Annotated in this window: 13 protein-coding genes and 1 pseudogene; 5 read left to right on the top strand and 9 right to left on the bottom strand. The window is 60.0% G+C overall.

The features are described from left to right. Positions 1 to 64 precede the first annotated feature (64 nt). Positions 65 to 838 (top strand): ParA family protein, encoded by a 774-nt coding sequence (locus BMX68_RS22650; RefSeq protein WP_017130097.1) that lies wholly within the window; start codon positions 65 to 67, stop codon positions 836 to 838. Here BMX68_RS22650 and trxC read toward each other — a convergent pair. Then, on the bottom strand, positions 835 to 1,275 hold the full coding sequence (gene trxC, locus BMX68_RS22655; protein WP_017130098.1) for a thioredoxin TrxC: 441 nt from the start codon (positions 1,273 to 1,275) through the stop codon (positions 835 to 837). The genes BMX68_RS22650 and trxC overlap by 4 nt on opposite strands. 92 nt (positions 1,276 to 1,367) lie before the next feature. Between trxC and BMX68_RS22660 the strand changes: the two are divergent. Further along, positions 1,368 to 1,769 (top strand): annotated as a pseudogene (locus tag BMX68_RS22660) (helix-turn-helix domain-containing protein). Positions 1,770 to 1,775: 6 nt separating this feature from the next. Here BMX68_RS22660 and selO read toward each other — a convergent pair. The 3 genes from selO to BMX68_RS22675 are packed head-to-tail and all read right to left on the bottom strand — an operon-like array spanning position 1,776 to position 8,422. Next, positions 1,776 to 3,239, bottom strand: a complete 1,464-nt coding sequence (gene selO, locus BMX68_RS22665; RefSeq protein ID WP_017130101.1) for a protein adenylyltransferase SelO — start codon at positions 3,237 to 3,239, stop codon at positions 1,776 to 1,778. Between the two features lie 53 nt (positions 3,240 to 3,292). Then, the gene (gene mscK / locus BMX68_RS22670) at positions 3,293 to 6,643 is read right to left on the bottom strand and encodes a mechanosensitive channel MscK (protein WP_017130102.1); all 3,351 of its coding nucleotides are present in this window, start codon (positions 6,641 to 6,643) and stop codon (positions 3,293 to 3,295) included. A gap of 36 nt (positions 6,644 to 6,679) precedes the next feature. Continuing rightward, on the bottom strand, positions 6,680 to 8,422 hold the full coding sequence (locus BMX68_RS22675; protein WP_017130103.1) for a potassium/proton antiporter: 1,743 nt from the start codon (positions 8,420 to 8,422) through the stop codon (positions 6,680 to 6,682). A gap of 341 nt (positions 8,423 to 8,763) precedes the next feature. On the opposite strand from BMX68_RS22675, the gene BMX68_RS22680 reads away from it, so the two are divergent. Further along, positions 8,764 to 9,846 carry an anthrax toxin-like adenylyl cyclase domain-containing protein gene (locus BMX68_RS22680; protein ID WP_081503004.1) on the top strand — a complete coding sequence of 361 codons (1,083 nt, stop codon included), beginning with the start codon at positions 8,764 to 8,766 and terminating at the stop codon, positions 9,844 to 9,846. Positions 9,847 to 9,896: 50 nt separating this feature from the next. On the opposite strand, the gene putA is transcribed toward BMX68_RS22680, so the two are convergent. Continuing rightward, complete coding sequence (gene putA / locus BMX68_RS22685) at positions 9,897 to 13,850, bottom strand: trifunctional transcriptional regulator/proline dehydrogenase/L-glutamate gamma-semialdehyde dehydrogenase (RefSeq protein ID WP_017130104.1); 3,954 nt, start codon at positions 13,848 to 13,850, stop codon at positions 9,897 to 9,899. Between the two features lie 456 nt (positions 13,851 to 14,306). Between putA and putP the strand changes: the two genes are divergently transcribed. Then, the gene (putP, locus tag BMX68_RS22690; protein WP_017130105.1) at positions 14,307 to 15,791 is read left to right on the top strand and encodes a sodium/proline symporter PutP; all 1,485 of its coding nucleotides are present in this window, start codon (positions 14,307 to 14,309) and stop codon (positions 15,789 to 15,791) included. Between the two features lie 867 nt (positions 15,792 to 16,658). Here putP and BMX68_RS22700 read toward each other — a convergent pair. Together BMX68_RS22700 and BMX68_RS22705 are read right to left on the bottom strand one after the other, a co-directional pair. Next, on the bottom strand, positions 16,659 to 17,615 hold the full coding sequence (locus BMX68_RS22700) for a hypothetical protein (protein WP_017130108.1): 957 nt from the start codon (positions 17,613 to 17,615) through the stop codon (positions 16,659 to 16,661). Between the two features lie 171 nt (positions 17,616 to 17,786). Continuing rightward, positions 17,787 to 18,284, bottom strand: a complete 498-nt coding sequence (locus tag BMX68_RS22705) for a DUF2165 family protein (protein ID WP_017130109.1) — start codon at positions 18,282 to 18,284, stop codon at positions 17,787 to 17,789. Between the two features lie 147 nt (positions 18,285 to 18,431). Here BMX68_RS22705 and BMX68_RS22710 point away from each other — a divergent pair, with 147 nt between their 5' ends. Continuing rightward, positions 18,432 to 19,268 (top strand): 23S rRNA (adenine(2030)-N(6))-methyltransferase RlmJ, encoded by an 837-nt coding sequence (locus tag BMX68_RS22710; RefSeq protein ID WP_017130110.1) that lies wholly within the window; start codon positions 18,432 to 18,434, stop codon positions 19,266 to 19,268. A 53-nt stretch (positions 19,269 to 19,321) separates the two neighbouring features. On the opposite strand, the gene msrA is transcribed toward BMX68_RS22710, so the two are convergent. Continuing rightward, a complete protein-coding gene (gene msrA, locus BMX68_RS22715; protein ID WP_017130111.1) occupies positions 19,322 to 19,969 on the bottom strand; it encodes a peptide-methionine (S)-S-oxide reductase MsrA in 648 nt (215 codons plus the stop codon). 79 nt (positions 19,970 to 20,048) lie between these two features. After that, a complete protein-coding gene (locus BMX68_RS22720; RefSeq protein ID WP_017130112.1) occupies positions 20,049 to 22,742 on the bottom strand; it encodes a sensor domain-containing phosphodiesterase in 2,694 nt (897 codons plus the stop codon). Positions 22,743 to 23,225 lie beyond the last annotated feature (483 nt).

Below are 23,225 nucleotides of genomic sequence, written 5' to 3' on the forward strand. Positions count from 1 at the left end.
ACTTGTCTCCTCTAGGGCCAAGCCCTCTACACTCGGTTATTCATTGATGCACGGAGGTCCTGTCATGCGGCGTGTGGTATTCAATCAGAAGGGTGGGGTCGGCAAGTCGAGCATTGCTTGCAATCTGGCGGCGGTCAGCGCCAGCGAGGGCTATCGGACCCTGCTGGTGGACCTCGATGCCCAAGCCAATTCCACGCAATACCTGACCGGCCTCACCGGTGAGGACATTCCCATGGGTATTGCCGACTTCTTCAAGCAAACCCTGTCGTCCGGGCCGTTTTCCAAGAAGGGCCAGGTGGATATCTATGAAACCCCCTTCGACAACCTGCATGTGATCACCGCCACTGCCGAACTGGCCGACTTGCAGCCCAAGCTTGAGGCAAAGCACAAGATCAACAAGCTGCGCAAACTGCTGGACGAGTTGGCGCAGGATTACGAGCGGACTTACCTGGATACCCCGCCAGCGCTGAACTTCTATGCGGTTTCAGCGCTGATTGCCGCTGATCGTGTACTGATTCCCTTCGATTGCGACAGCTTTTCCCGGCAGGCGCTGTATGGCCTGCTGGCGGAAATCGAAGAGTTGAAGGAAGACCACAACGAAGGCCTGCAAGTGGAAGGCATCGTGGTCAATCAGTTCCAGTCGCGGGCCAGCCTGCCGCGACAGATGCTTGACGAGCTGATCGCCGAAGGGCTGCCGGTGCTGTCGGTATACCTTAACAGCTCGGTGAAGATGCGCGAGTCCCACGAAGCCAGCAAGCCGTTGATTCACTTTGACCCGCGTCACAAGTTGACCCAGCAGTTTGTCGAGCTGCACAACCTGCTGGAAGATAACGCCTAAGCGGCGATCCCCTGGCTGCGCAGCCACGCCAGTAGTTGTGGCAATGGAAAAGCTCCGCTCTGTCGCGCCACTTCCCGGCCGTTCCTGAACAGGATCAGGCTGGGAATCGAGCGAATCCCCAACTGCGCGGACAGTTGCGGGTTGGCTTCGCTGTCGAGCTTGGCCAGTCGGCATTTGCCCGCGAGCTGACCCGCCGCCTGCTCGAATATCGGCGCAAAGGATTTGCACGGCCCGCACCAATCGGCCCAGACATCCACCAGCAACGGCAGGTCGCCCTTGATCTGGCTCGCATAGTCGCCCTGTTTCAACTCGAAAGGTTTGTCCAGCAGGACCCCGGCCTTGCAGCGCCCGCATTTTGGCTGATCGCCCAAGCGGTCGGCGGGAATGCGGTTGAGACCGTTGCAGTGGGGGCAGGGGATCAACAGGGGGGCGGACATGGCAGGGCTCCAGATAAATGGCCAGTGGACTCTATCTGGAGTCGTGAATGGGCTTTATCAAGGTTTCAGGTTAAATGGAGGGAGGAACGTTGATGAACGTCATGACCCAACAGGCTTTCGGGCATTGGCATTTTGTCGGGCCGCTGTTGTGCAAGCCGAAAAACGAAGCCGACTACGATGCGTTGGTCGGCATGCTCGATGAATTGCTCGAGCTGATCGGCGAGGACGAGTCGAGCCCGCTGATGAGCCTGGTGGATATCCTCAGTGATCACATCCAAGCCTATGACCAGGAGCACCGGCCGATGCCGAAGGCCAGTGGCGCCGATGTCCTGCGGGAAATGATGCGCGAGCATGGCCTGACCTAGAGCGACCTGCCGGGCGTGGGGCCGCAATCGGTGGCTTCGGAAATCCTCAGCGGCAAGCGCCAGCTCAACCTGCGCCAGATTCGCTGGCTGGCCGAACGCTTCGGGGTGCGCGACCAGACCTTTATCTGAGCCGGTTCAGGACGAACAACTGATCTCCAGGTGCTTGCCCCATTCCGGTGGCCGCTGGGCATAGGCTTGCATCCCCGCTTGTTCCTCGAACGGGTTGCTCAGCACCGCGTGTAGCCGCCGCACTTCCTCGTAGTGGCCACCCTCCGCTGCATCGATGGCCTTCTGCGCCAGGTAGTTGCGCAGGATGTAGAGCGGATTGACCGCGTGCATCCGCGCCTGGCGCCGGGCTTCGTCCTGGTCCGGTTCGCGGGCGACGCGGGCCTTGTAGCGTTCCGCCCAGGTATCGAAGCCGTTGAGGTCGATAAAGTCGTTGCGCAGGCGGGCCGTGGCCAGGGCGGCGGGTTCATTGCCCAAGCGGCGGAAGAACAGGCTGTAATCCACGCCACCGACCTGCATCAGTTGCAGCAGGTCCTCCACCAGTTTCTGGTCGTCCCTTTCTGCCGTGGTCAGGCCGAGGCGGCGGCGCATCAGGTCCAGGTAGTGGGCCTGGTACAGCGGTAGGAACAAGCCCAGGGTTTCGCGCAGGGCCTCGACCGTGATGAAGGGACTCAGTGCCTGGGCCAGCGCACTGAGGTTCCACTGGCCGATCGGCACTTGGTTGCTGAAGGAATAGCGGCCCTGGCCGTCGGAATGGTTGCAGATGAAATGGGCGTCGAAATCATCGAGGAAGGCAAAGGGGCCAAAATCGAAAGTGATGCCCAGGATTGACATGTTGTCGGTGTTCATCACGCCATGACAGAAGCCGTAGGCCTGCCACTTGGCAATCAGCTCGGCATTGCGCTCGACGATTTCCTTGAACATCGCCAGGTACGGCTCCGGCTGTTCCAGGCATTCGGGGAAGTGCAGCGCCAGCACGTGCTCGCCGAGTTGCTTGTGCTGCTCGGGCTGCTGGGTGTAGTAAAAATACTCGAAATGACCGAAACGGACATGGCTCGGCGCCAGGCGCAGGATCATCGCCGCGCGCTCCTGTTTTTCCCGCCAGACTGGAGTGTCGGAGCCGATTACACAGAGTGCCCTGCTGCTGGGGATGCCCAGGGCATGCAGGGCTTCGCTGGCGAGAAATTCGCGGATCGAGGAGCGTAGCACCGCACGACCATCGCCCATGCGCGAATAGGGGGTCTGGCCGGCACCCTTGAGATGCAAGTCCCAGTGCTCGCCCGCCTGGTTGTAGACCTCGCCCAGCAACAGCCCACGACCGTCGCCCAGGCGCGGGTTGTAGGCGCCGAACTGATGCCCTGAATAGACCATTGCCCGTGGCTCGGCCTCGGCCCATAACGTGTGGCCGCTAAATAGCTGGGCAAACACGGGTTGCTCGGCAACCGCCGGGTCAAGGTCGAGCAGAGCCATGGCCGCTGGACTGGCAACCACCAGGCGCGGGTTGTCGATGGGCTCGGGCAGCACATGGGTAGAAAAGCCGTCGCCCAGGCGGGCGAAGCGGTTGTCGAAGGTCAGTTCGTCGAGGGCTTTCAACGGCCATCTCCAGCAGAGTGTCCGAGTATTTTGCTGGGATTGGCTTCCCAGTGCTAGTCAAGCTTGTTCAGCGGCGACTGCTGATCCGGCTCGACCGGGGGCTTGGGCGCCAAGCTGCTTGTTTCGCCTTCGACGGGCACCAACTTGTATTCCTGGCCGTGCAGGTTCTTGAGGTAGACCTCCATCTGCCGGAACGAGATGTTGATGTGTTCTTTCTTGAACTCGCAGTTGATAAAACGGTTGACCTCGTCGATCACCGGGTTGCGGTCGCCCAGGTCACGTACATGCATGCGCAACTCGTGGTCCAGGGTGCTTTCGCCGAAGTTGAGGAAATACACATGGGGCTCGGGCTCCTTGAGCACCCGCGGGTTGTCGCGGGCAGCCTTGAGCAGCAATTCCTTAACCCGATCCAGGTCGGAGCCATAGTCCACGCCGAGCTTGAGGGTCACGCGGGTGACGGTGTCGGTCAGCGACCAGTTGATCAGTTGTCCGGTGATGAAGGTCTTGTTCGGGACAATAATGTCCTTGCGGTCGAAGTCGGTGATGGTGGTCGCCCGGATGCGGATCTTGCTGACCGTACCTGACAGCGTGCCGATGGTAATGGTATCGCCGATCCGCACCGGGCGTTCGAACAGGATCATGATGCCGGAGATGAAGTTGGCGAAGATTTCCTGCATGCCGAAGCCCAGTCCGACCGATAGAGCCGCTACCAGCCACTGCAACTTATCCCAGCTCACCCCCAGGGTCGAGAGGGTGGACACGAAACCGATGCCGGCGATGACATAGGACAGCAGGGTGGTGGTGGCGTAGGCGCTGCCCTGGGCCAGTTCGAGCTTGGACAGTACCAGCACTTCCAGCAGGCCGGGCAGGTTGCGCGCCAGGGCAAAGGTGATACCGACGATCGCCAGGGCACCGATCACGTTGCCAATGGTGATCGGCACCATGCTCATGGTGGCGCCGGTACCGCTGGTGTATTCGTAGAGGGTGATGTTGTCCAGGTACGAGAACACCGTGATCAGGTCCGACCAGACCCAGTACAGCGCCGCGACGAAACCGCCGAGCAGGATCAGGCGGATCAGGCGCAGGGACTGCTGGTTGACCTGTGCGATATCCAGGGCCGGCTCTTCGACCGTCGGCTCGCCATCGCCGGCGTCCTTGGCAGCCTGGCGTTTGCTCAGGGCGCGCTGATAGGCCAGGCGGCGTGCCGCGACGGCCAGGCCGCGCACGAAGGTGGCCTCGATCACCAGCCAGAACATTAGCAGGTAGAGGGTGTTGATCAAGCGGTCGCTGAGCTTCAAGGCGGTGTAGTAGTAGCCGAAGCAGACCGCGACGAACAGGGCGATGGGCAGCGCGGTGAACACCACGCCCACCAGTTTGCGAAACAATGAGGCATTGTGGTGATTCGGGCTGCGCAGCAGTAACCGGCTGAGCAGCCAGGCCATCAGTGCATAACAGGTCAGGACCACGGCAATGCCGAGCACGTCGTCGGCCAGCGCGGCCGGTTGGTGTTCGGCCACCGCCACCACGGCCACCAGTGCCATGACCACGAAGCCGAGGCGACGGATCCAACCCTGGAGGAACTCGACCTGGGGTTTTTCCCAGTGGAAATGCAGTTCGGCCACGCCGCCCGGCGCGAGGATCCGGTAGGCGGTGTAGAACACCAGCCAGGCTTGGGACATCTGTAACAATGCGGCACCGAGGTTGGCGTTCTGGCCTCGGGCATCGATCTGCAAGGCATAGCCGCAGAGCGCCAGGCCCAGGGCAATCGGCAGCGCCAGCAGCACGTTGACCAGGATCGCCTGCGGCGTATGCCACTGGCTGTCTCGCTTGAAGTGGCCGATGTCCTTGTGCACCTTGCTCAGTTGCGCGTACAGGTGGCGGCGCCGCCATAACAGCGCACCGATCAACAGCAGCAAGGGCAGGAACAGCAGCGGCCGTTGCAGCAGGCCTTCGCTCAGCTCGCTCAGGCTGGAAGCCCAGGGCAGGGTATTGAGCTGTTTTTGCAGGCGACTGGGTACGCCCTCCAGCCATTCCAGGTCCAGCGGCTTGTTGCTGGGGATCCAGAACATCTGCTCGTCCAGGGTCGCGCGCAGGGCCTGGGCGGTGTCGAGCAATTGTTTCTGGTTCAGTTGCAGGGTGATCGATTCGTTGAGCAAGGCGCTCAGTTCGCGATTCAGGCGCTCCAGCAGATCGCCACGGGTCACGGCGAGGTCAAGCAGGGTGCGCCGTAGCTGCGGGTTGAGCTGCTCCGGTGGCTGGGTCGCCAGCAGGTTATCCACATAAGTACTGGGGCTGTTGATCAGCTCGCGCTGTTGGTTGACCTCGAACTGGTACAGACGGATATCGGCGATCTCATCCGCCAGGTTCTTGTCCAGTTGCAGTCGCGGCAGGGCCTGTTTTTGTTTGTAGAGAATTTTCGACAGCAGCAGGCTGCCCTTGAGCACGCTGATCTGTTCGTCCAGGGCCTGGTCGCTCTGGGTCACACTATCGAGTTGCTGCTTGGCCCGTAGGTTCTGCTGGGTCAATTCGTTGAGGCGGTCGGTACTTTTGAGCAGGTAGTCGGAGAGCTTGAGGTTGGTCGCGCTCTCGGTCGCCAGCAGGCTGCTGTCACCGGCCTTCTGGGCTTCGATGGATTGCTGGGTAACGGTCTTCTGGGACTGGGCCAGGCGTTTCTGGTTGATCAGCGTCTGCATATCCTGGATTTCCTGTTCCAGGCGTGCGGTCTTTTCCATCAGCAGGTCGTGCTGGCTGTTGCCCAGGTCCTGCAACTGGCTATTGCCCGCCAGCTCTTGGCGGCGCAGCAGGATCAAGGCGTTGATCGAGGCCAGTTCTGCGTTCAACTGGTTGCGTTGGTCGCCGCTTAGCGTCTTACCGTTATCCTTACCTAGCTTGAGGGTGGTGTTGATCTGTTGGATGCGGGTCTGGCTGCTGCTGATCTCCGACTGTGCCCGCTCGGGACGGGTCTGGGCGGTGATGATCAGGCTATTGGCGTCGGCCAGGGCCTTTTGTAGCTCGCCCTGCTGGGTGGTGCGCTCGGACAGCAATTGTTCGAGTTGCGGGACCGATTGGTTGGCATAGCGCTGGGCGACCGGGACCACTTTGGTGACTTTCAGGCGTGCCAGTTCACGTTGGTTTTCGTTGGTCTGGCGTGGAGCCTCGGCCACTTGTTGCTTGGTCGCGCTCAGGCGCTTATCGTAGTCGTCGGCGCTCGACAGCCAGCTCAAGGTCTGCTGGAGCACCAGTTGCAGGGCTTTCTGATCGGCGTCAGGCAGTTTGCGCTCGGCGATCTTGTCCAGGCTCTGCTGGACCGACCCGCTGGTGGGTGGCTCGGCGGCCTGTAGCGCGCCGACGGCAAGACTCAGGCCCAGCAGGGTCGTAACGAAAAGAGAGCGCATGAAAGACATAGGTACTGGTCGAGCCTGATGAAGAGAATGGGCAGTTTAGAGGAAGAGTCCCGGCCCTGGGCGACTTCCTTCGGGGAATCTGACGCCCACTTTGCCGATCTTGTTCCCGTCCATGACTGCCACCGTCCAGAGGGTGTTGTTCCACTCCACCTGGTCGCCGACGATTGGCGCGCCGCCGACCTTGTAGGCGATAAAGCTGCTCAGCGGCGTGTTCGGGTCGACGCCTTCGAGTTTCAGACCATAGAGCGCCGAGACCGCGCCCAGTTGGGCGTCGCCTTCGAGCACGAAATCGCCGAAGAAGCGCAGATCGAGGCCGCGCTCTGGCGCCTGGCTGAACAGTTTGCCGAGCGCCGACAGGTTGTGCTCGTGGCCGATGACACACAACAGGTCGCCGACTTCCAGGGTGGTACTACCCGACGGATGGAGCAGTTGCTGGCCTCGGAACAGTGCGGCGATCCGCGTGCCTTCGGGCATTTTCAGCTCGCGCAGGGCGGCGCCGATGCACCATTTCTCGGCGCCCAGGTGGTAGACGAACAGTTCCCACTCGCTGGTGACATGAACCTCCAGCGCGGCGCGAGAAATCGGCGCCGGCTCCGGCGGCACCGTGACCTTGAGCAACTTGGCGACCCACGGCAGGCTGGTGCCTTGCACCAGCAGCGATACCAGCACGATAAAGAACGCCAGGTTGAAGTACAGCTGCGCATGGGGCAGGCCGGCCATCAACGGGAACACCGCGAGAATAATCGGCACCGCGCCGCGCAGGCCGACCCAGGAAATAAAGGCTTTTTCCCGGCCATGGAAAGCCTTGAACGGCAGCAGGCCGATCAGTACCGACAGCGGTCGGGCGAACAGGATCATCCACAATGCCAGGCCCAGGGCCGGCAGGGCAATGGGTAGCAGGTCATGGGGCGTGACCAACAGACCCAGCACCAGGAACATGCCGATCTGCGCCAGCCAGGCCATGCCGTCGAGCATGTGCAGGATGCCATGGCGGCTGCGCACCGGGCGGTTGCCGATCACCAGACCGCACAGGTAGACCGCCAGGAAGCCACTGCCGTGCAGGGCGTTAGTCAGGGCGAAGACCACCAGGCCGCCGGCAATCACCAGGATCGGGTACAGGCCGTTGGCCAAGTTGATCCGGTTGACCAGTTGTAGCATCAGCCAGCCGCCAACCAGGCCGATGACGCTGCCGATGCCGAATTCGCGAACCAGATGGCCGAACAGGCTCCAGTGCAGGCCGGTCTGGCCGCTGGCAAGCATGTCGATCAGCGTCACGGTGAGGAACACCGCCATCGGGTCGTTACTGCCCGACTCGATTTCCAGGCTGGCGCTTACCCGTTCGTTCAGGCCCTTGCCGCCCAGTAGGGAAAATACCGCGGCGGCATCCGTCGAGCCGACGATGGCGCCGATCAACAGGCCTTGGATGATGTTCAGGTTGAACAGCCAGGCGGCGGCTATACCGGTCAGTGCAGTGGTGATTAGCACGCCCACGGTCGCCAGCGACAGTGCCGGCCAGAGGGCCACGCGAAAACTCGCGACCCGCGTGCGCAGGCCGCCATCGAGCAGGATCACGGCCAGGGCCAGGTTGCCCACCAAGTAGGCGGTTGGGTAGTTGTCGAAAATGATCCCGCCGCCGTCGACGCCAGCGGTCATCCCCACGGCCAGGATGATCACCAGGATGGGGATACCGAGGCGCGAGGACAGGGAGCTCACCAAAATGCTTGCGCCTACCAGCAACGCGCCGATCAAGAACAGGCTGTTGATGGTCGTTGCATTCAAAGGCAGTACTCCAGAAAAAGCGAGAAGGGCAGTGCGCGGACTGACCATGCAGTCTACGTGCCAGCGATTCTAACTCGTTGAAATGCACTGCTGTCAAAAAGCTTTGGAGTCACTCATTCCATATAGCCGGGCAGGTATTGCCCGCGCGTCGACAATCTCGGGCTGATGGAAGTAGCGGTGCCTGGCAAGATTGATTCGGGTGATGGTGGGGCCAGGCAGTGATGGTGGATTGCGGGTAACGGTGGTCGCGACGACAGAATGCGGTGTAGGGGTTTTTTCTGATATTTGAACGAGTCGGTTGTCGTCAAAGTAGTCCTTCGAGTTTTTTGAGGGAGTACTTTATGTTGGAAAGACTGTCAGACACTCAGCTTTTCACCGCCGGGTTTTTACGGGACGCCTTGCCGTCAACCGTGTCCGAGTCGCTGAAAACGGTCACGAATGTGTCTCAGGCACTGCAGAAGGTCTCGGCGTCTGCCGTTTCGCCCGATATCACTCTTGATTTGCCGTATGCCGAAGCGATTCAAACCGTGGCCAATCGTTATGGGGTCGTGCTCGGTATTCGCACGCCCAATCCCCTGAGCGCGAGCCTGCTCAGGGAAGGGTTTTCCTCGAAGTGCTTTCATGTAAAAGCCAAGTCCAGCGGTACCGGGCCCACGGCCGGTTTTATTGCGCTCAATCCTGCGTACTCGAAGGTGACGGCGGCGCAAGTCGCTCAGCAGCAATACGGCATCGACAGTTCATTGCGCGCTGGCGCCGGGGCGGTGAACCTGGTGCTGTCTCAGGCGCGTATTCACGAGTTGCTGGCGACCGGGCATCTGACGCCCGTGGGGGAGGGGTATCAGGTCGAGTATCCCTCGGGTGCCTGCGTTCGGTTCCACATCGACATACAGGGACAGGTGCTCGACGAGACCGGGCCAGTCAAAGTGCTGAGCAATCCGGGCGATGACAGGGCAATCACGGCGGACTATGACCTGTTCTCGATTTATCCGCGCCAGACGCAAAGTGACAACGTTCGGCCGTTGCGCGTCGCGCCGATATTGGCGAAGACGGCTTGCGAGGCACTGAAGCTGCGAGCTATGCCGTTGCTTACCGGGCAGCCTGCTTTCCGGGGGGCACAGGAACATGAGGACATGGGCAATATCCATCGTTTTGGCATGGCGATCGTGCGGTCGCTGAACCAGGAAATTGCCGGAGCGGGCTATGCCGGTGGCAACCTGGTCTGGCACAACGACGAAACCGGTAATCCGTTTTCCCCAGGGTTCGACGCACGGGATGCGCCGATTTTCTTTTTTCCCAAGGGCCGTCAAAGCGGTGTGACGCCCGCACCTCGACAGGTTTCATCGAGGGAGGAACTGCTGGAGTTGCAAGCCCGCCTGCGCAAAGAGGGATTTGGTGTGGAATACAGTCCCCGGTTCGGGTTCTGAAGGGCAATGAAACCAGGCGCCTATTGTCGGCGCCCGGTCTTTCGGGCGATTTAACCGATGGTCATCAGGCTGGCGTTACCACCCGCAGCCGCAGTGTTGACGCTCAGCGCACGTTCGATCACCAAGCGTTCCAGGGCAATACCGGTTTCGCCCTGAGACAGGCCCTGCACGCCGACAATCGCTCCAGCCCGTTTGGCCACCTGCTGACAGACCGCCCGCAACTGGTCGGAATGACCGTGATGCAGCACCGCATCGAAGATCGCCTCGTCCTTCTGCCAGTCGGCCACCTGCTGGATGCGCGCCTGGACCTCTTTGGGTAGCCGGGCATGGAGCGCCTTGCCCAGCTCTCCCTCCGGCCATACCGCTGAACTGCCCACCGCCAGAACGGCGGCGAGCTGGCTCAGCAGGTCCGCTTCAACGGCTGCCAGGCACAACACGTGCTCGCGGGGCAGGATGGCATAGGTGTTGCGCTCGCCGGTCGGGCCGACCAGCGGGCGAGTGATGCCGCTTTGCGATTGCGCGGCAAACTGGGTGCACAACTCCGCCAGCTCCGGTTGCTGGTTGGCGCGTGCCCAGGTTTGTAGTGCGATCAGCGGCTTGCTCATGGCGTCGCGCAAGCGCATATCCGGCGCATTCAGGGCATCGACACGCACGAACGATTGCTCGATGGCATCGCTCGGTCGGGTCGCCAGCAGGCGATACAGGTACAGTGGGCCACCGGCTTTAGGACCGGTGCCCGACAGGCCTTCGCCGCCGAACGGTTGGACACCGACCACGGCGCCGACGATATTGCGGTTGACGTAGACATTGCCGGCATTGACCGTGTCGATGACCTTGGCGATGGTTTCGTCGATCCGTGTGTGCACGCCCAGAGTCAGGCCGTAGCCTGAGGCATTGATCTGTGCGATCAACGAGTCGATTTCCTTGCGCTTGTAGCGCACCACATGCAGCACCGGGCCGAAGATTTCCCGCTGCAGTTCGTCGAAGCTTTCCAGTTCGATCAGGGTCGGCATGACGAACGTGCCGCGCTTGCACTCCTCGCTGTCAGCGATGGCCACTTGGTAGACACTGCGACCTTTGTCGCGCATGGCCTGGATATGTTTCTCGATACCCGCCTTGGCCTCGGCGTCGATCACCGGGCCGATATCCACGGACAAGCGTTCCGGGTTGCCCAGGCGGCATTCAGCCATGGCGCCCTTGAGCATTTCGATCACACGCTCGGCGCAGTCTTCCTGCAGGCACAGCACGCGCAGGGCTGAGCAACGCTGGCCGGCACTGTCGAAGGCCGAGGAGACGACATCGATGACCACCTGTTCAGTCAACGCCGAGGAATCGACGATCATTGCGTTCTGCCCGCCGGTTTCGGCGATCAGCGGAATCGGTCGGCCCTGATTATCCAGGCGTCCGGCGACATTGCGCTGCAGCAGGCGGGCGACTTCGGTGGAGCCGGTGAACATCACGCCTTTGACGCGCTCGTCGCCAACCAGGCGCGCACCCACGGTTTCACCACGGCCCGGTAGCAGTTGCACCACACCTTGTGGAATCCCCGCTTCGAGCAGCAGGCGCACGGCCTGGGCGGCGATCAGTGGGGTCTGTTCAGCGGGCTTGGCCAGCACCGGATTACCGGCGGCCAGTGCGGCAGCCACCTGGCCGCTGAAAATGGCGAGCGGGAAGTTCCACGGGCTGATGCAGACCACCGGTCCCAACGGACGGTGGGCGTCGTTGCTGAAGTCATTGCGGGCCTGCACTGCGTAGTAGCGCAGAAAGTCCACGGCCTCGCGGACTTCGGCGATAGCATTGGCGAAGGTCTTGCCAGCTTCCCGGGCCAGCAGGCCCATCAGCGGCTGGATCTCACCTTCCATCAGGTCGGCGGCACGTTCCAGGATCGCGGCGCGCTCGGCCGGCGGGGTGGCCTGCCAGATCGGCGCGGCGCTCAGCGCGCATTGGACGGCATTGTCGACGTCTTCGACCGTGGCTTCCTGGACATAACCGACCAGATCGCGCTGATCCGAGGGATTCAACACCGCCGTCGCGGTTTCGTTGCTGGCGTCGCAGCCCAGCATCGGCGCGGCCTTCCAGTTGTTATGGGCGCTGGCCAGCAGTGCACAGGACAGCGAGGCCAAGCGATGCTCGTTGGCCATGTCGATACCCGCCGAGTTGGCGCGCTCGGGACCATACAGCTCGCGTGGCAAGGGAATGCGCGGGTGTGGCAAGCCGAAACCACCTTCCTGCAACGCCATCTGCTCGATGCTGCTGACCGGATCGGCCACCAGTTCCTGAATGGAGATGGACTGGTCAGCGATGCGGTTGACAAAGGAGGTGTTGGCTCCGTTCTCCAGCAGCCGACGAACCAGATAGGCCAGCAAGGTTTCGTGGGTGCCGACCGGGGCGTACACGCGACACGGACGGTTCAGCTTGCCTTCGGCGACCTTGCCCACCACTTGTTCGTAGAGCGGTTCGCCCATGCCGTGCAGGCATTGGAACTCGTACTGGCCGGGATAATAGTTCTGCCCGGCGATATGGTAGATGGCCGACAGGGTATGGGCGTTGTGAGTGGCGAACTGCGGGTAGATGACTTCCGGGACCGACAGCAGCTTTCGCGCGCAGGCGATGTAGGAAACGTCGGTGTACACCTTGCGGGTATACACCGGATAGCCTTCCAAGCCTTCGACCTGGGCGCGCTTGATCTCACTGTCCCAGTAAGCGCCTTTCACCAGGCGGATCATCAGGCGGTGACGACTGCGGCGAGCCAGGTCGATGACGTAGTCGATCACATACGGGCAGCGCTTCTGGTAGGCCTGGATCACGAAGCCTATGCCGTTCCAGCCGGTCAGTTGCGGTTCGAAGCACAGGCGTTCGAGCAAATCCAGCGACAGCTCCAGGCGGTCGGCTTCTTCGGCGTCGATGTTCAGGCCGATATCATATTGCTTGGCCAGCAGGGTCAGCGACAGCAGGCGCGGGTACAACTCGTCCATCACCCGCTCGTACTGAGCACGGCTGTAGCGTGGATGCAGCGCCGAAAGCTTGATGGAGATGCCCGGCCCTTCATAAATGCCACGACCGTGGGAGGCCTTGCCGATGGCGTGGATCGCCTGCTCGTAGGACGCCAGGTATTTCTGCGCATCGCGTTCGGTCAGGGCCGCTTCGCCGAGCATGTCGTAGGAATAGCGGAAACCCTTGGCTTCGAAACGGCTGGCGTTGGCCAGCGCCTCGGCGATGGTTTCGCCGGTGACGAACTGTTCGCCCATCAGGCGCATGGCCATGTCGACGCCCTTGCGGATCATCGGCTCGCCGCTTTTGCCGATGATCCGGCTCAGGGACGAGGTCAGGCCGGCTTCATTGTGGGTAGCGACCAGCTTGCCGGTCAGCAGCAGGCCCCAGGTGGCGGCGTTGACGAATAGCGACGGGCTGTTGCCCAGGTGCGGGTGCCAGTTGCCGGTGCTGATCTTGTCGCGAATCAGCGCGTCGCGGGTGCCTTTGTCGGGAATCCGCAGCAGCGCTTCGGCCAGGCACATCAATGCCACGCCCTCCTGAGACGACAGCGAAAACTCCTGTAACAAACCCTGGACGATACCGGCCCGACCACCGACGCTCTTCTGGTTGCGCAGCTTTTGCGCGATGTTCGAGGCCAGCTTATGGGTGGCCTCGGCCATGGCCACCGGCAGGCGCGCCTGTTCCAGCAGCATCGGCACCACTTCCGACTCGGGGCGCCGGTAAGCGGCAGTAATGGCCGAGCGCAGCACCGATTGCGGGAGGATGCTTTCGGCAAATTCGAGGAAGCACTGATGGGCATGGTCGGCCTGAAGCTCACCGGCGTCGTCGGTTTCACCCCGGACGGTGCCGCTGAGTTCGCTCAGGGTTGCACCGCTCTCGAGTTTTTCCAGGTAATTGAAAATGGCTTGCTTGATCAGCCAGTGGGGGGTGCGATCAATCGAGTGGGCTGCTGCCTTAAGGCGCTCGCGGGTCGGGTCGTCGAGTTTGACCCCAAGGGTGGTCGTAGCCATTTTCTTATCCTCATGGTTGCCACTGTTGCGCGGCATTAGCTGTCGGCAAGAGTAGCTTCGGGATAGTCAAGGTGCAACCGGGTGCAACCATTTTTTACGCGAAAAGAACCGCGGTTGATCGAAAGATTTTTTCCGGCACGTGGGTGCCGCTTCGATCTTAAGTTTTTCAATTATTAGTACTTTGTTTTTTGCTCCGAAAGGGAGCAAGAAACAATCGGAAAAGCCGGAAACGCCTAAGGGTGCAACTTAAACAGACGAAACAGGTTGCACCTTGTTTGTTTTGTTTAATAGCATGCATGGTCAAGGTGCAACCTCTTGCAAGCGGGGTCATCGGCTGATGGTTTTCCTGGGAAAATATCAGTCATAAATGCTCGACTCGTTCAACCGTCTGACAGCCAGTGGTCATTGTGTCGGTTGCGGGTCGCCGCTAAATAAAAACAATGCCAGGACTTTTGAATGAGTGTAAGCAACCCAACCCTGATCACCTTTGTGATCTACATCGCCGCAATGGTGTTGATCGGTCTGATGGCCTATCGCTCCACCAATAACCTTTCCGACTATATTCTCGGTGGCCGCAGCCTCGGCAGCGTGGTGACCGCGCTGTCGGCCGGTGCTTCCGACATGAGTGGCTGGCTGCTGATGGGCCTGCCAGGCGCCATCTACCTGTCCGGTCTGTCGGAAAGCTGGATTGCCATTGGCCTGATCGTCGGGGCCTACTTGAACTGGCTGTTCGTCGCCGGTCGTCTGCGAGTCCAGACCGAGCACAACGGTGATGCGCTGACCCTGCCGGATTACTTCTCCAGCCGTTTCGAGGACCGCAGTGGCTTGTTGCGAATCATCGCCGCCGTGGTGATCCTGGTGTTCTTCACCATCTACTGTGCCTCGGGCATCGTCGCCGGAGCGCGGCTGTTCGAAAGCACCTTTGACATGCCCTACGAAACGGCTTTGTGGGCCGGTGCGGCGGCGACCATCGCCTACACTTTCGTCGGCGGTTTCCTGGCGGTCAGTTGGACCGACACCGTGCAAGCCACACTGATGATCTTCGCGCTGATCCTGACGCCGATCATCGTGCTGCTGGCTACCGGCGGTGTCGACACCACCTTCCTGGCCATCGAAGCCAAGGATCCGAGCAACTTCGACATGCTCAAGGGCACCACCTTCGTCGGGATCATTTCGCTGATGGGCTGGGGCCTGGGCTACTTCGGCCAGCCGCATATCCTGGCGCGTTTCATGGCGGCGGATTCGGTCAAGTCGATTGCCAAGGCCCGGCGCATTTCCATGACCTGGATGATCCTGTGCCTGGGTGGCACCGTGGCAGTGGGCTTCTTCGGTATCGCCTATTTCTCGGCGCATCCCGATGTGGCCGGTCCTGTCAGCGAAAATCCCGAGCGGGTATTTATCGAGCTGGCGAAAATCCTCTTCAATCCGTGGATTGCCGGCGTACTGCTGTCGGCGATCCTGGCGGCGGTGATGAGTACCCTGAGCTGCCAGTTGCTGGTGTGTTCCAGTGCCCTGACCGAAGACTTCTACAAGGCCTTCCTGCGTAAATCCGCCTCCCAGCTTGAGCTGGTCTGGGTTGGCCGGGCGATGGTGCTGCTGGTGGCGGTAATTGCCATCGTCTTGGCGGCGAATCCGGAAAACCGCGTACTGGGGCTGGTGAGCTACGCTTGGGCCGGCTTTGGCGCGGCATTCGGTCCGGTGGTACTGATTTCGGTGATCTGGAAGGACATGACCCGCAATGGCGCATTGGCCGGGATTCTGGTTGGCGCGATCACGGTGATTGTCTGGAAACACTTCAACCTGCTGGGGTTGTACGAAATCATCCCAGGTTTCCTGTTCGCCAGCCTTGCGATCTATATCGTCAGCAAGTTGGGCAAGCCTTCGGCGCTGATGCTGCGGCGTTTCGACGCAGCAGAGAAGCAGTTCCGCCAGGACCGCTGATGGCGTGGGGTTGAGACCCTGAACACAGCGTGATCGAAAAACGGCTCGTCTCTTTATGGGGATGGGCCGTTTTTTTTGGAAGGGCGAAAAATGCAGCCACCACGACTCAGTTCCTCCAATAGTGCAGTGGCAATAGCGCCATGCCGGAAAGCAACAGTGAAATATGGGGGCCTATAACGGCCCTCTTCAAACCTTCGGGAAACTGATGCACTTGCTCTAGATCGATAACGCTGCATCGAGGGTGCAACAGGGGACGTGAGAGAATGGCGACTACTACAGAGACTCTCCTTGTTCGCCCTATAAACTCTTCTCCCCAGCCGACTTTCGAGTCCATGACCAAGGAGCATTTATCCAATAGTTTCTCCATTCGCTACAGCTTCCAATAGGCAAGAGTCGTCAGGATCAATATATTAATGATCAGCCAGAGCATGACACCGGCAGATAGCCAGAATGAGAGTGGGAGGGTCATGGAGTTGTTCATTTGTATAATGGCTCGCCGGGTTACGAGTCAGCTTTTCCAATACGGAGATAGCAATATCATTATGCAGCAGAGCACTATTGAAATATGGACGCCTACGACCAGTCTCTTAAGGCCTTTGGGGAATTGACGTATTTGCTCTAGATCGATAACAGTGCATCGAGGGTGCAGTAGAGGGCGTGAGAGAGCGGCTGCTACCATGCTGACTCTTCTTGTTCGACCCATGAACCCCTTGCCCCAGCCGATTTTCGAATCAATGATCAATGAGCATTTGTCCAATAGCTTTTCCATTCGATCCAGCTTCCAATGGGCAAGAGCCGCCACGACCAGCAGGTTAACGATAATCCAGAGCATGACAGCACAATCTATGCAGAATGAGGGGGGGAGAGTCATGGGGCTGTCCATTGATATAGTTTCTCACCCGTCCTTTCACCGGCTCCTCCAACCAAGCCGCCGAACATTGCTCCCCCGGCTACTCCACTGACAACAAGACAACTCAAAGCTCCTGGGCCTGTGGTAATGCCTAGGATCGTAACGCATACCCAAACACTGGCAGGGCCAGCAATCAAGCCTCCCGCGACGTTGCCGGCCAGCTTGCCGCTTTCGACGAATTTGGCCTCTCGGCACTGTTCTTCTCGCCCGCTGGAACAGGCTTCTCTTATTTCCAGTGCGGTAGCCGTGGTGTCCAAGGCGATTCCGATAGGCGTTCCTTTTTTAAGATGGTTGGCGGTCCTGGATATACTGTCTAATGTCGAGGCATAACTTTTGATCTCGCCACTCTGGACGTAGCTCCGGGTGGAAATACCCAACATTTTCTTGATCGATCCTCTATTGCGCAGCCCTGTGCCGTAGCGGGCGAATCCTTCCAATTGGGCATCCAGCTTGGCGAATAACAGCCTTCTTTGCGCGAGGAATTCATCCCTGCCGCCACTTCTGCTGAGGGAGTGTTTATGCAGCGCTTCGATTTCTTGCAGTGTGCTGCTCACCGCTGTCAAGTGTTTGTTCCAGGCATTGCTTGCGCTGCCGAGGCCCAGGGCGGCGTTGCCCAGTAGCATCTGCAAGAGATCATAGTTTTCCAGGATAAAGCCGTCCGAGCGTGCCAAATTGCTTGCCAGAGCGTGCCTGACCCTCCAGCCGGCCTCCATCAGGCGGGCCTCTTCGGCGGTACAGGACATTGTTGAGTCGTCGCCGACGATAACAATCTGACCTGGCAGAACCATCATATTGTGAATATGGGCGTTCAGGGTGTCGAATTTCGTGGCGGCGTTTCTACCCAGTGACAACGATGATTTCAACATCGAGTAGCCTTGTATGCGCTCGTTGATAAAGGCGTAGGGTTGGGTCATGGCAGTTTCGTTCCGGGGTAAGTTGAACTTCCGTGCTTATTGGCACGCGAAGCCAACTTGATATCCCGTGACCGTTGTGTTGCCTATCAGCAGGTTCCTATCAAGTTGTGTGAAAAATCCAAAAGTTTGATATGAAAAAAGTTGTAGGAGGTTGTTGCCTACATGAGATGGCTATCGAGCCTGCTCGGCGTCCGCTTGATTCACGAAGATCAGTACGCCAAGGATCGCCATGTAAAACCTGAAAGCAGATTCCTGGCCATTCCAGATCGGCGATTGCCACATCAGGAACCATTCCCCGCCTACCACCATGAAGCCGAAGAACCAGACCAGGAAACCCAGGGTTGCGCCGCCAACGACCCACTTCTTTGCCTGGGCGAAGGTGGCGGCATCGGCCTTGCGCGCTCGCCACAGTGACAGTGCGCCCAGGGCCAGCAGCACGGCGGTCAGACCTTCGCCGAAGATGATCAGCCAGTAGGCGGCATGCCACAGCACCGGTGTGGTGATCGCACGGTACATCGCGGCATTGTTCGCGAAGGTGGTGTCCATGCTCAGTACATGGCTGACAAAGGCGAAGTTGGAGCCGTAATCGGTGATGTTGTTGAAGGTGACCATAAAGGCGAAGGCGGCAAGGGTGAGGCTCAGGATAATCTTGGCGTAGCGGACGGTCATTGTTTTCAGGTCCTTCATGGGTGGGGAAACGACGTTATCACGGCAGATAGCGGGAAGTATGTCAGCGCCCAGCCCTGCCGTTTGTACGTTGCGACCTGACGGCGGCTGGACCACAGGGTAAACTTCGCCTCCTTCGCAGGAGTCGCCATGAACTACCGTCACGCCTTTCACGCCGGCAATCACGCCGATGTCTTGAAACACCTGGTCCTGACCCGCCTGATCGCGCTGATGGCGCGCAAGGAGCAGCCGTTCGCCTACCTCGACAGCCATGCCGGTATCGGCCTGTATGACCTCAAGGGCGACCAGGCCAGCCGCACCGGCGAATACCTTGAGGGGATCGGTCGCTTGTGGGGCGAACAGGATCTGCCGGCGGTAACTGCCGACTATCTGCGCGTGCTGCACGAGATGAACCCGGATGGCCAATTGCGTTATTACCCTGGTTCGCCAGAACTGGCGAGGCGCTTGAGCCGTGCCCAGGACCGTGTGTTGCTCAATGAAAAACACCCGGAAGACGGCAAGCTGCTCAAGGACAACATGAAGGGTGATCGAAGAGTGGCGGTGCACCTGGGCGAAGGCTGGCATGTCGCACGGGCGCTGTTGCCGGTCGCGCAGAAGCGTGCGGTGCTGCTGATCGATCCACCGTTCGAACAGCTCGACGAGATGCAGCGCTGTGCCGCGTCGTTGAAGGAGGCCATTAGTCGCATGCGCCAGACGGTGGCGGTGATCTGGTATCCGATCAAGGATCAACGTGCCCTGAAGCGTTTCTACCAGGACTTGGCCGGCACCGGCGCGCCGAAGTTGCTGCGCGTGGAGTTGCTGGTGCACCCTTTGGATACGCCGGCGAGCCTGAACGGCTCGGGCCTGGCGATTGCCAATCCGCCGTGGGGCCTGGAAGAAGAGTTGCGCCAATTGCTGCCGTGGCTGGCGCAAAAACTGGGGCAGACCCAGGGTGACTGGCGGATGGACTGGTTGATTACCGAGTAACTGTTGGGGCGCTCAGAGCCTGGCGCCCGCTCGCGACCCTTGCCAGCAGGGCTTCAGATTGGGCAGGTCACTCCCGTGCCACGGATGCCACAATAACCTTCGGGATTTTTCGCCAGGTATTGTTGGTGATAAGCCTCGGCGTAGAAGAAGGTCGGCGCCTCCTCGATTGCTGTAGTAATGGTGCCGAGGCCGGCCTTGGTCAATTCGGCCTGGTAGACTTGTGCGCTGTTCTTCGCGGCTTCCAATTGGGCCGGCTTGGTGGCATAGATCACCGAGCGGTACTGGGTGCCGATATCGTTGCCCTGGCGCATGCCCTGGGTGGGATCGTGCAGTTCCCAGAACAGTGCCAGTAGCTCTTCATAGCTGACTTTTTCCGGTTCATACACCACCAGCACCACTTCACTATGGCCGGTCAGGCCCGAGCAGACTTCTTCGTAGGTGGGGTTGGGCGTAAAGCCGCCAGCGTAGCCCGCTGCGGTGCTGTACACCCCTTTATATTGCCAGAAGCGTCGTTCCGCGCCCCAGAAGCAACCCAGGCCGAAGATCGCGAATTCGACATTGCCAGGAAACGGACCCAGCAGCGGGTGGTCATTGACGAAATGTTTGTCCGGTACCGCGATCGGGGTTTCGCGGCCAGGTAGAGCTTGTTCTTTGGTAGGGAGCACGTTTTTGTTCACCAGAATTTCCGAGCGCAAGGCCATATCGCAGTCCTCTCAGTCAGGTTGGGATAAGCTGTAGTGTTGTAGTAGACCGCCAGTGTGCCCGAGTGTTACAGCGCTGTCAGGCTAAAGGACCGCGCGGATAACGTCTGAGCTGGCGGACCAGTTCGATTCCGGGGATCGGCCGGTCGAATAGATAGCCCTGGCCGACGTCGCAACGGTGGCGACGTAGGAACGCCAGTTGCGCGGAGGTCTCGATGCCTTCGGCCACCACTTTGAGCTTGAGGTTGTGGGCCATGGCAATCACGGCGGAGGTGATTTCCATGTCATCCTGGTTATCCGGGATTTCATGGATGAAACTGCGGTCGATCTTGATGATATCGATCGGGAATTTCTTCAGATAGCTCAGGGACGAGTAGCCAGTGCCGAAATCATCCATGGCCAGGGTCAGGCCGAGTTTCTTCAATTGGTCGAGCTGCCGGTGGGTGTCTTCGGTAGCTTCCAGCAGCAGGCCTTCGGTCAGTTCGAGCTCCAGCAGCGACGGTGGCAGTTGCTCTTCCTTGAGGATACTGGCGATGGACGCCACCAAGTCGGGATCGGAGAACTGCTTGGGCGACAGGTTGATCGCCACCTGCAGGTTGCCCAGGCCACGAGCGGTCAGTTTCTTGCTCATGCGACAGGCTTGGCGGGCGATCCATTTGCCGATCGGAATAATCAGGCCGGTTTCTTCGGCCACGCTGATGAACTGGTCCGGGCGAATCATGCCCTTTTCCGGATGATTCCAACGCAACAGCGCTTCCATTCCCAGCAGGCGCCCGCTGCGCAGGCACAACTTGGGTTGGTAAAACACGTCCAATTCGTTCTGGGTCAGAGCGCGGCGCAGGTTGTTCTCGACGAACAACTTGTAGCTGGCTTCGGCGTTCAGCGCTTCGGTAAAAACCTGGACTTGATGCTTGCCGTTGGCCTTGGCCTTGTGCAGCGCCAGGCCGGCGTTGCGCATCAGCGTCTGTGGGTCGCGTCCGTGCAGCGGTGCGCTGGCCAGGCCGACAGAGCCGGTGACGCTGATCAACTGGTTATCGACGAACATCGGCTTGTCGAGGGTGGTGAGCAATTGGTTGGCGATCTGTTGACCGGTCTCCAGGTCGGTGTCGTCCAGCAGCACCGCGAATTCGTTGCTGGCAAAGCGTGCCAGGCTGCCGCTCGGACTCAGGCTGTTGCGCAGGCGTCGGGCCAGGCTGATCAGCAGCTTGTCACCGGTCTGGTGGCCGAGGCTGTCGTTGATCCGCTTGAAGTTGTCGATATCCACCAGAAGCAGGCTGATGGGCGAGTCGCTGTCCCGGGCGAAGCGCTCGTCGAGGTTGCGGATAAACGCCGGGCGGTTGCCTAGATTGGTCAGGTTGTCGGTATAAGCCAGGCGTTCGATGCGCTGCTGTGCGAGCTTGGTCTGGGTGATGTCTTCGTAGATGCCGATGTAGTGGGTCAGCTCGCGGTTGTCACCGTAGACCTTGGAAATCGACAGTTGGCCCCAGTAGGGTTCGAGGTTCTTGCGCCGGCTCTTGAACTCGCCCTGCCAGCTGTTGCTCTTGGCCAGACTCGACGCTGCGTCAAACAGCAGTTCGCTGAGGTTTTCCAGGGCCGGCAGCTCAGAGAGTTTCTGGCCGTGGACTTCCTCGGTACTGTATTGGGTGATGGCGGTAAAACTCGGGTTGACGTACTCCACCACACCGTCGCAATTGACCAGCAGAAAAGCATTGGCGCTTTGCTCGACCGCGCGCTGGAACAGGTGCAGGGCGCTGGTGGCGGTACGCCGGTTGTGATTGTTGATGACTTGGGCGAACTGGTCCGCCAGCTCTCCGGCAAAAGCGATTTCATCCGATTGCCAGGCACGGGTCTGACCGGTCTGTTCCAGGCACAGCACGCCGACCACCTGGCCGTCGATACGGATGCTGGCGTCGAGCATGGCGTTGATATCTTGGGGTCGCAGGCTTTCGGCCATCTTGCGTGTGCGTGGGTCGCGAATGGCGTTATGGGCGTCGATGGCGCGGCTGGTATGCAGGGCTTCCAGGTAGTCGGGGAAGTGACTCGCATCGATCACTTGCGGTACCACGTATTCCTGGCTGGCGCGATGATAGGCGGAGATCGGCACCAGGCGCTGGTCTTCGAGATACCAGATACTCGCACTGTCGATTGCGTAGATATCGCAGGCACTGCGGGTGATCAGCTCAGCGGCTTCGCGCAGCGAGTTGTTCAGGCTGTAGCGCTGGCGGGCCAGGCGCAGGATCAGGTCTTGCTGGGCGCGCACCCGGTCCAGGTGTTGCAGTTGTTCCTGCTGGGCGCGCTGGTTCAATTGGAGGGCGATCTGCAAGCGACTGTTTTGGGTTTCCAGGTCGGCCACGGGCAATCCCGGCTCCTGGTCGAGCAATCCCTCGACCACTAGCAGGTAGCCACGCAACAGATGGCGATTGTGTTGTTTGTAGGCTTCGCCCAGTTCCAACAAGGTCAGCGGACCCAGTGTGGTATGCAACGTATAGCGGATCAGGTAATGCGGGTTTTCCACCAGTTGCGCCTGGATGGCCTCATGCAGGCGATAGCGAGCGTCGGGCTCCATCAGGCTGGCGTAGGGCGAGCCGACCAAGGCACAAAGTTCGATGGCCGGCTGGCCGAACTGGCGTTCGCAATTGGGGTCGAGAAACAACAGCGCCCAGCTGACTTCATTCAGCCGTTCGAAACGCAGCATACCGAGCCGCGAGGGCACCGGTAATTGCGTCACGACCTCGGTCGCCAATCTATTGGCGACATCGGGTTGGCTTTTCATTGAGAGCTCGCTTCAAGAGTACTGATCACGCGGGTAATGACCCTTTTTCTGGCGCGTTAGGCAAGGTTGCATTAAGCGCGTCGGGCTGACAAGCAGAACAGTGGCTCCGTGCCTTCAATGTATCGGCGAGGGGGGAGATTAGTTCAGCGGAGCGCGATGGCGGCGGGTGGTTTTCGCTGTGGGCCAGTGGTTGTAGGAGGGTTCTGGTTTTTTCAGGTGTCGTCCAAGTCGGCAGTGCTCGAAAGCACAATCGTTCCTTCCTCTTTTCGCTCAGGAGCAACGGATGTCCGGCATGGCGCATCAACCCGTGTCATATCGCCCGCACTGCCAAGGGCATCTGGAGCGAAGGCTCAAACCAGCACGATGTGGGGAAAAAAGCCCCGCCAGTCCAGACTGTGTGAAAACACACTAATGGTGGTTCCAGCAAACGCCCCGACTTGTTCGGGGCGTTTGCTTTTGTGCTCACAGCAGACGAAAAAAGGC

The sequence above is a fragment of the Pseudomonas agarici genome, assembly GCF_900109755.1.
Lineage (GTDB): Bacteria > Pseudomonadota > Gammaproteobacteria > Pseudomonadales > Pseudomonadaceae > Aquipseudomonas > Aquipseudomonas agarici.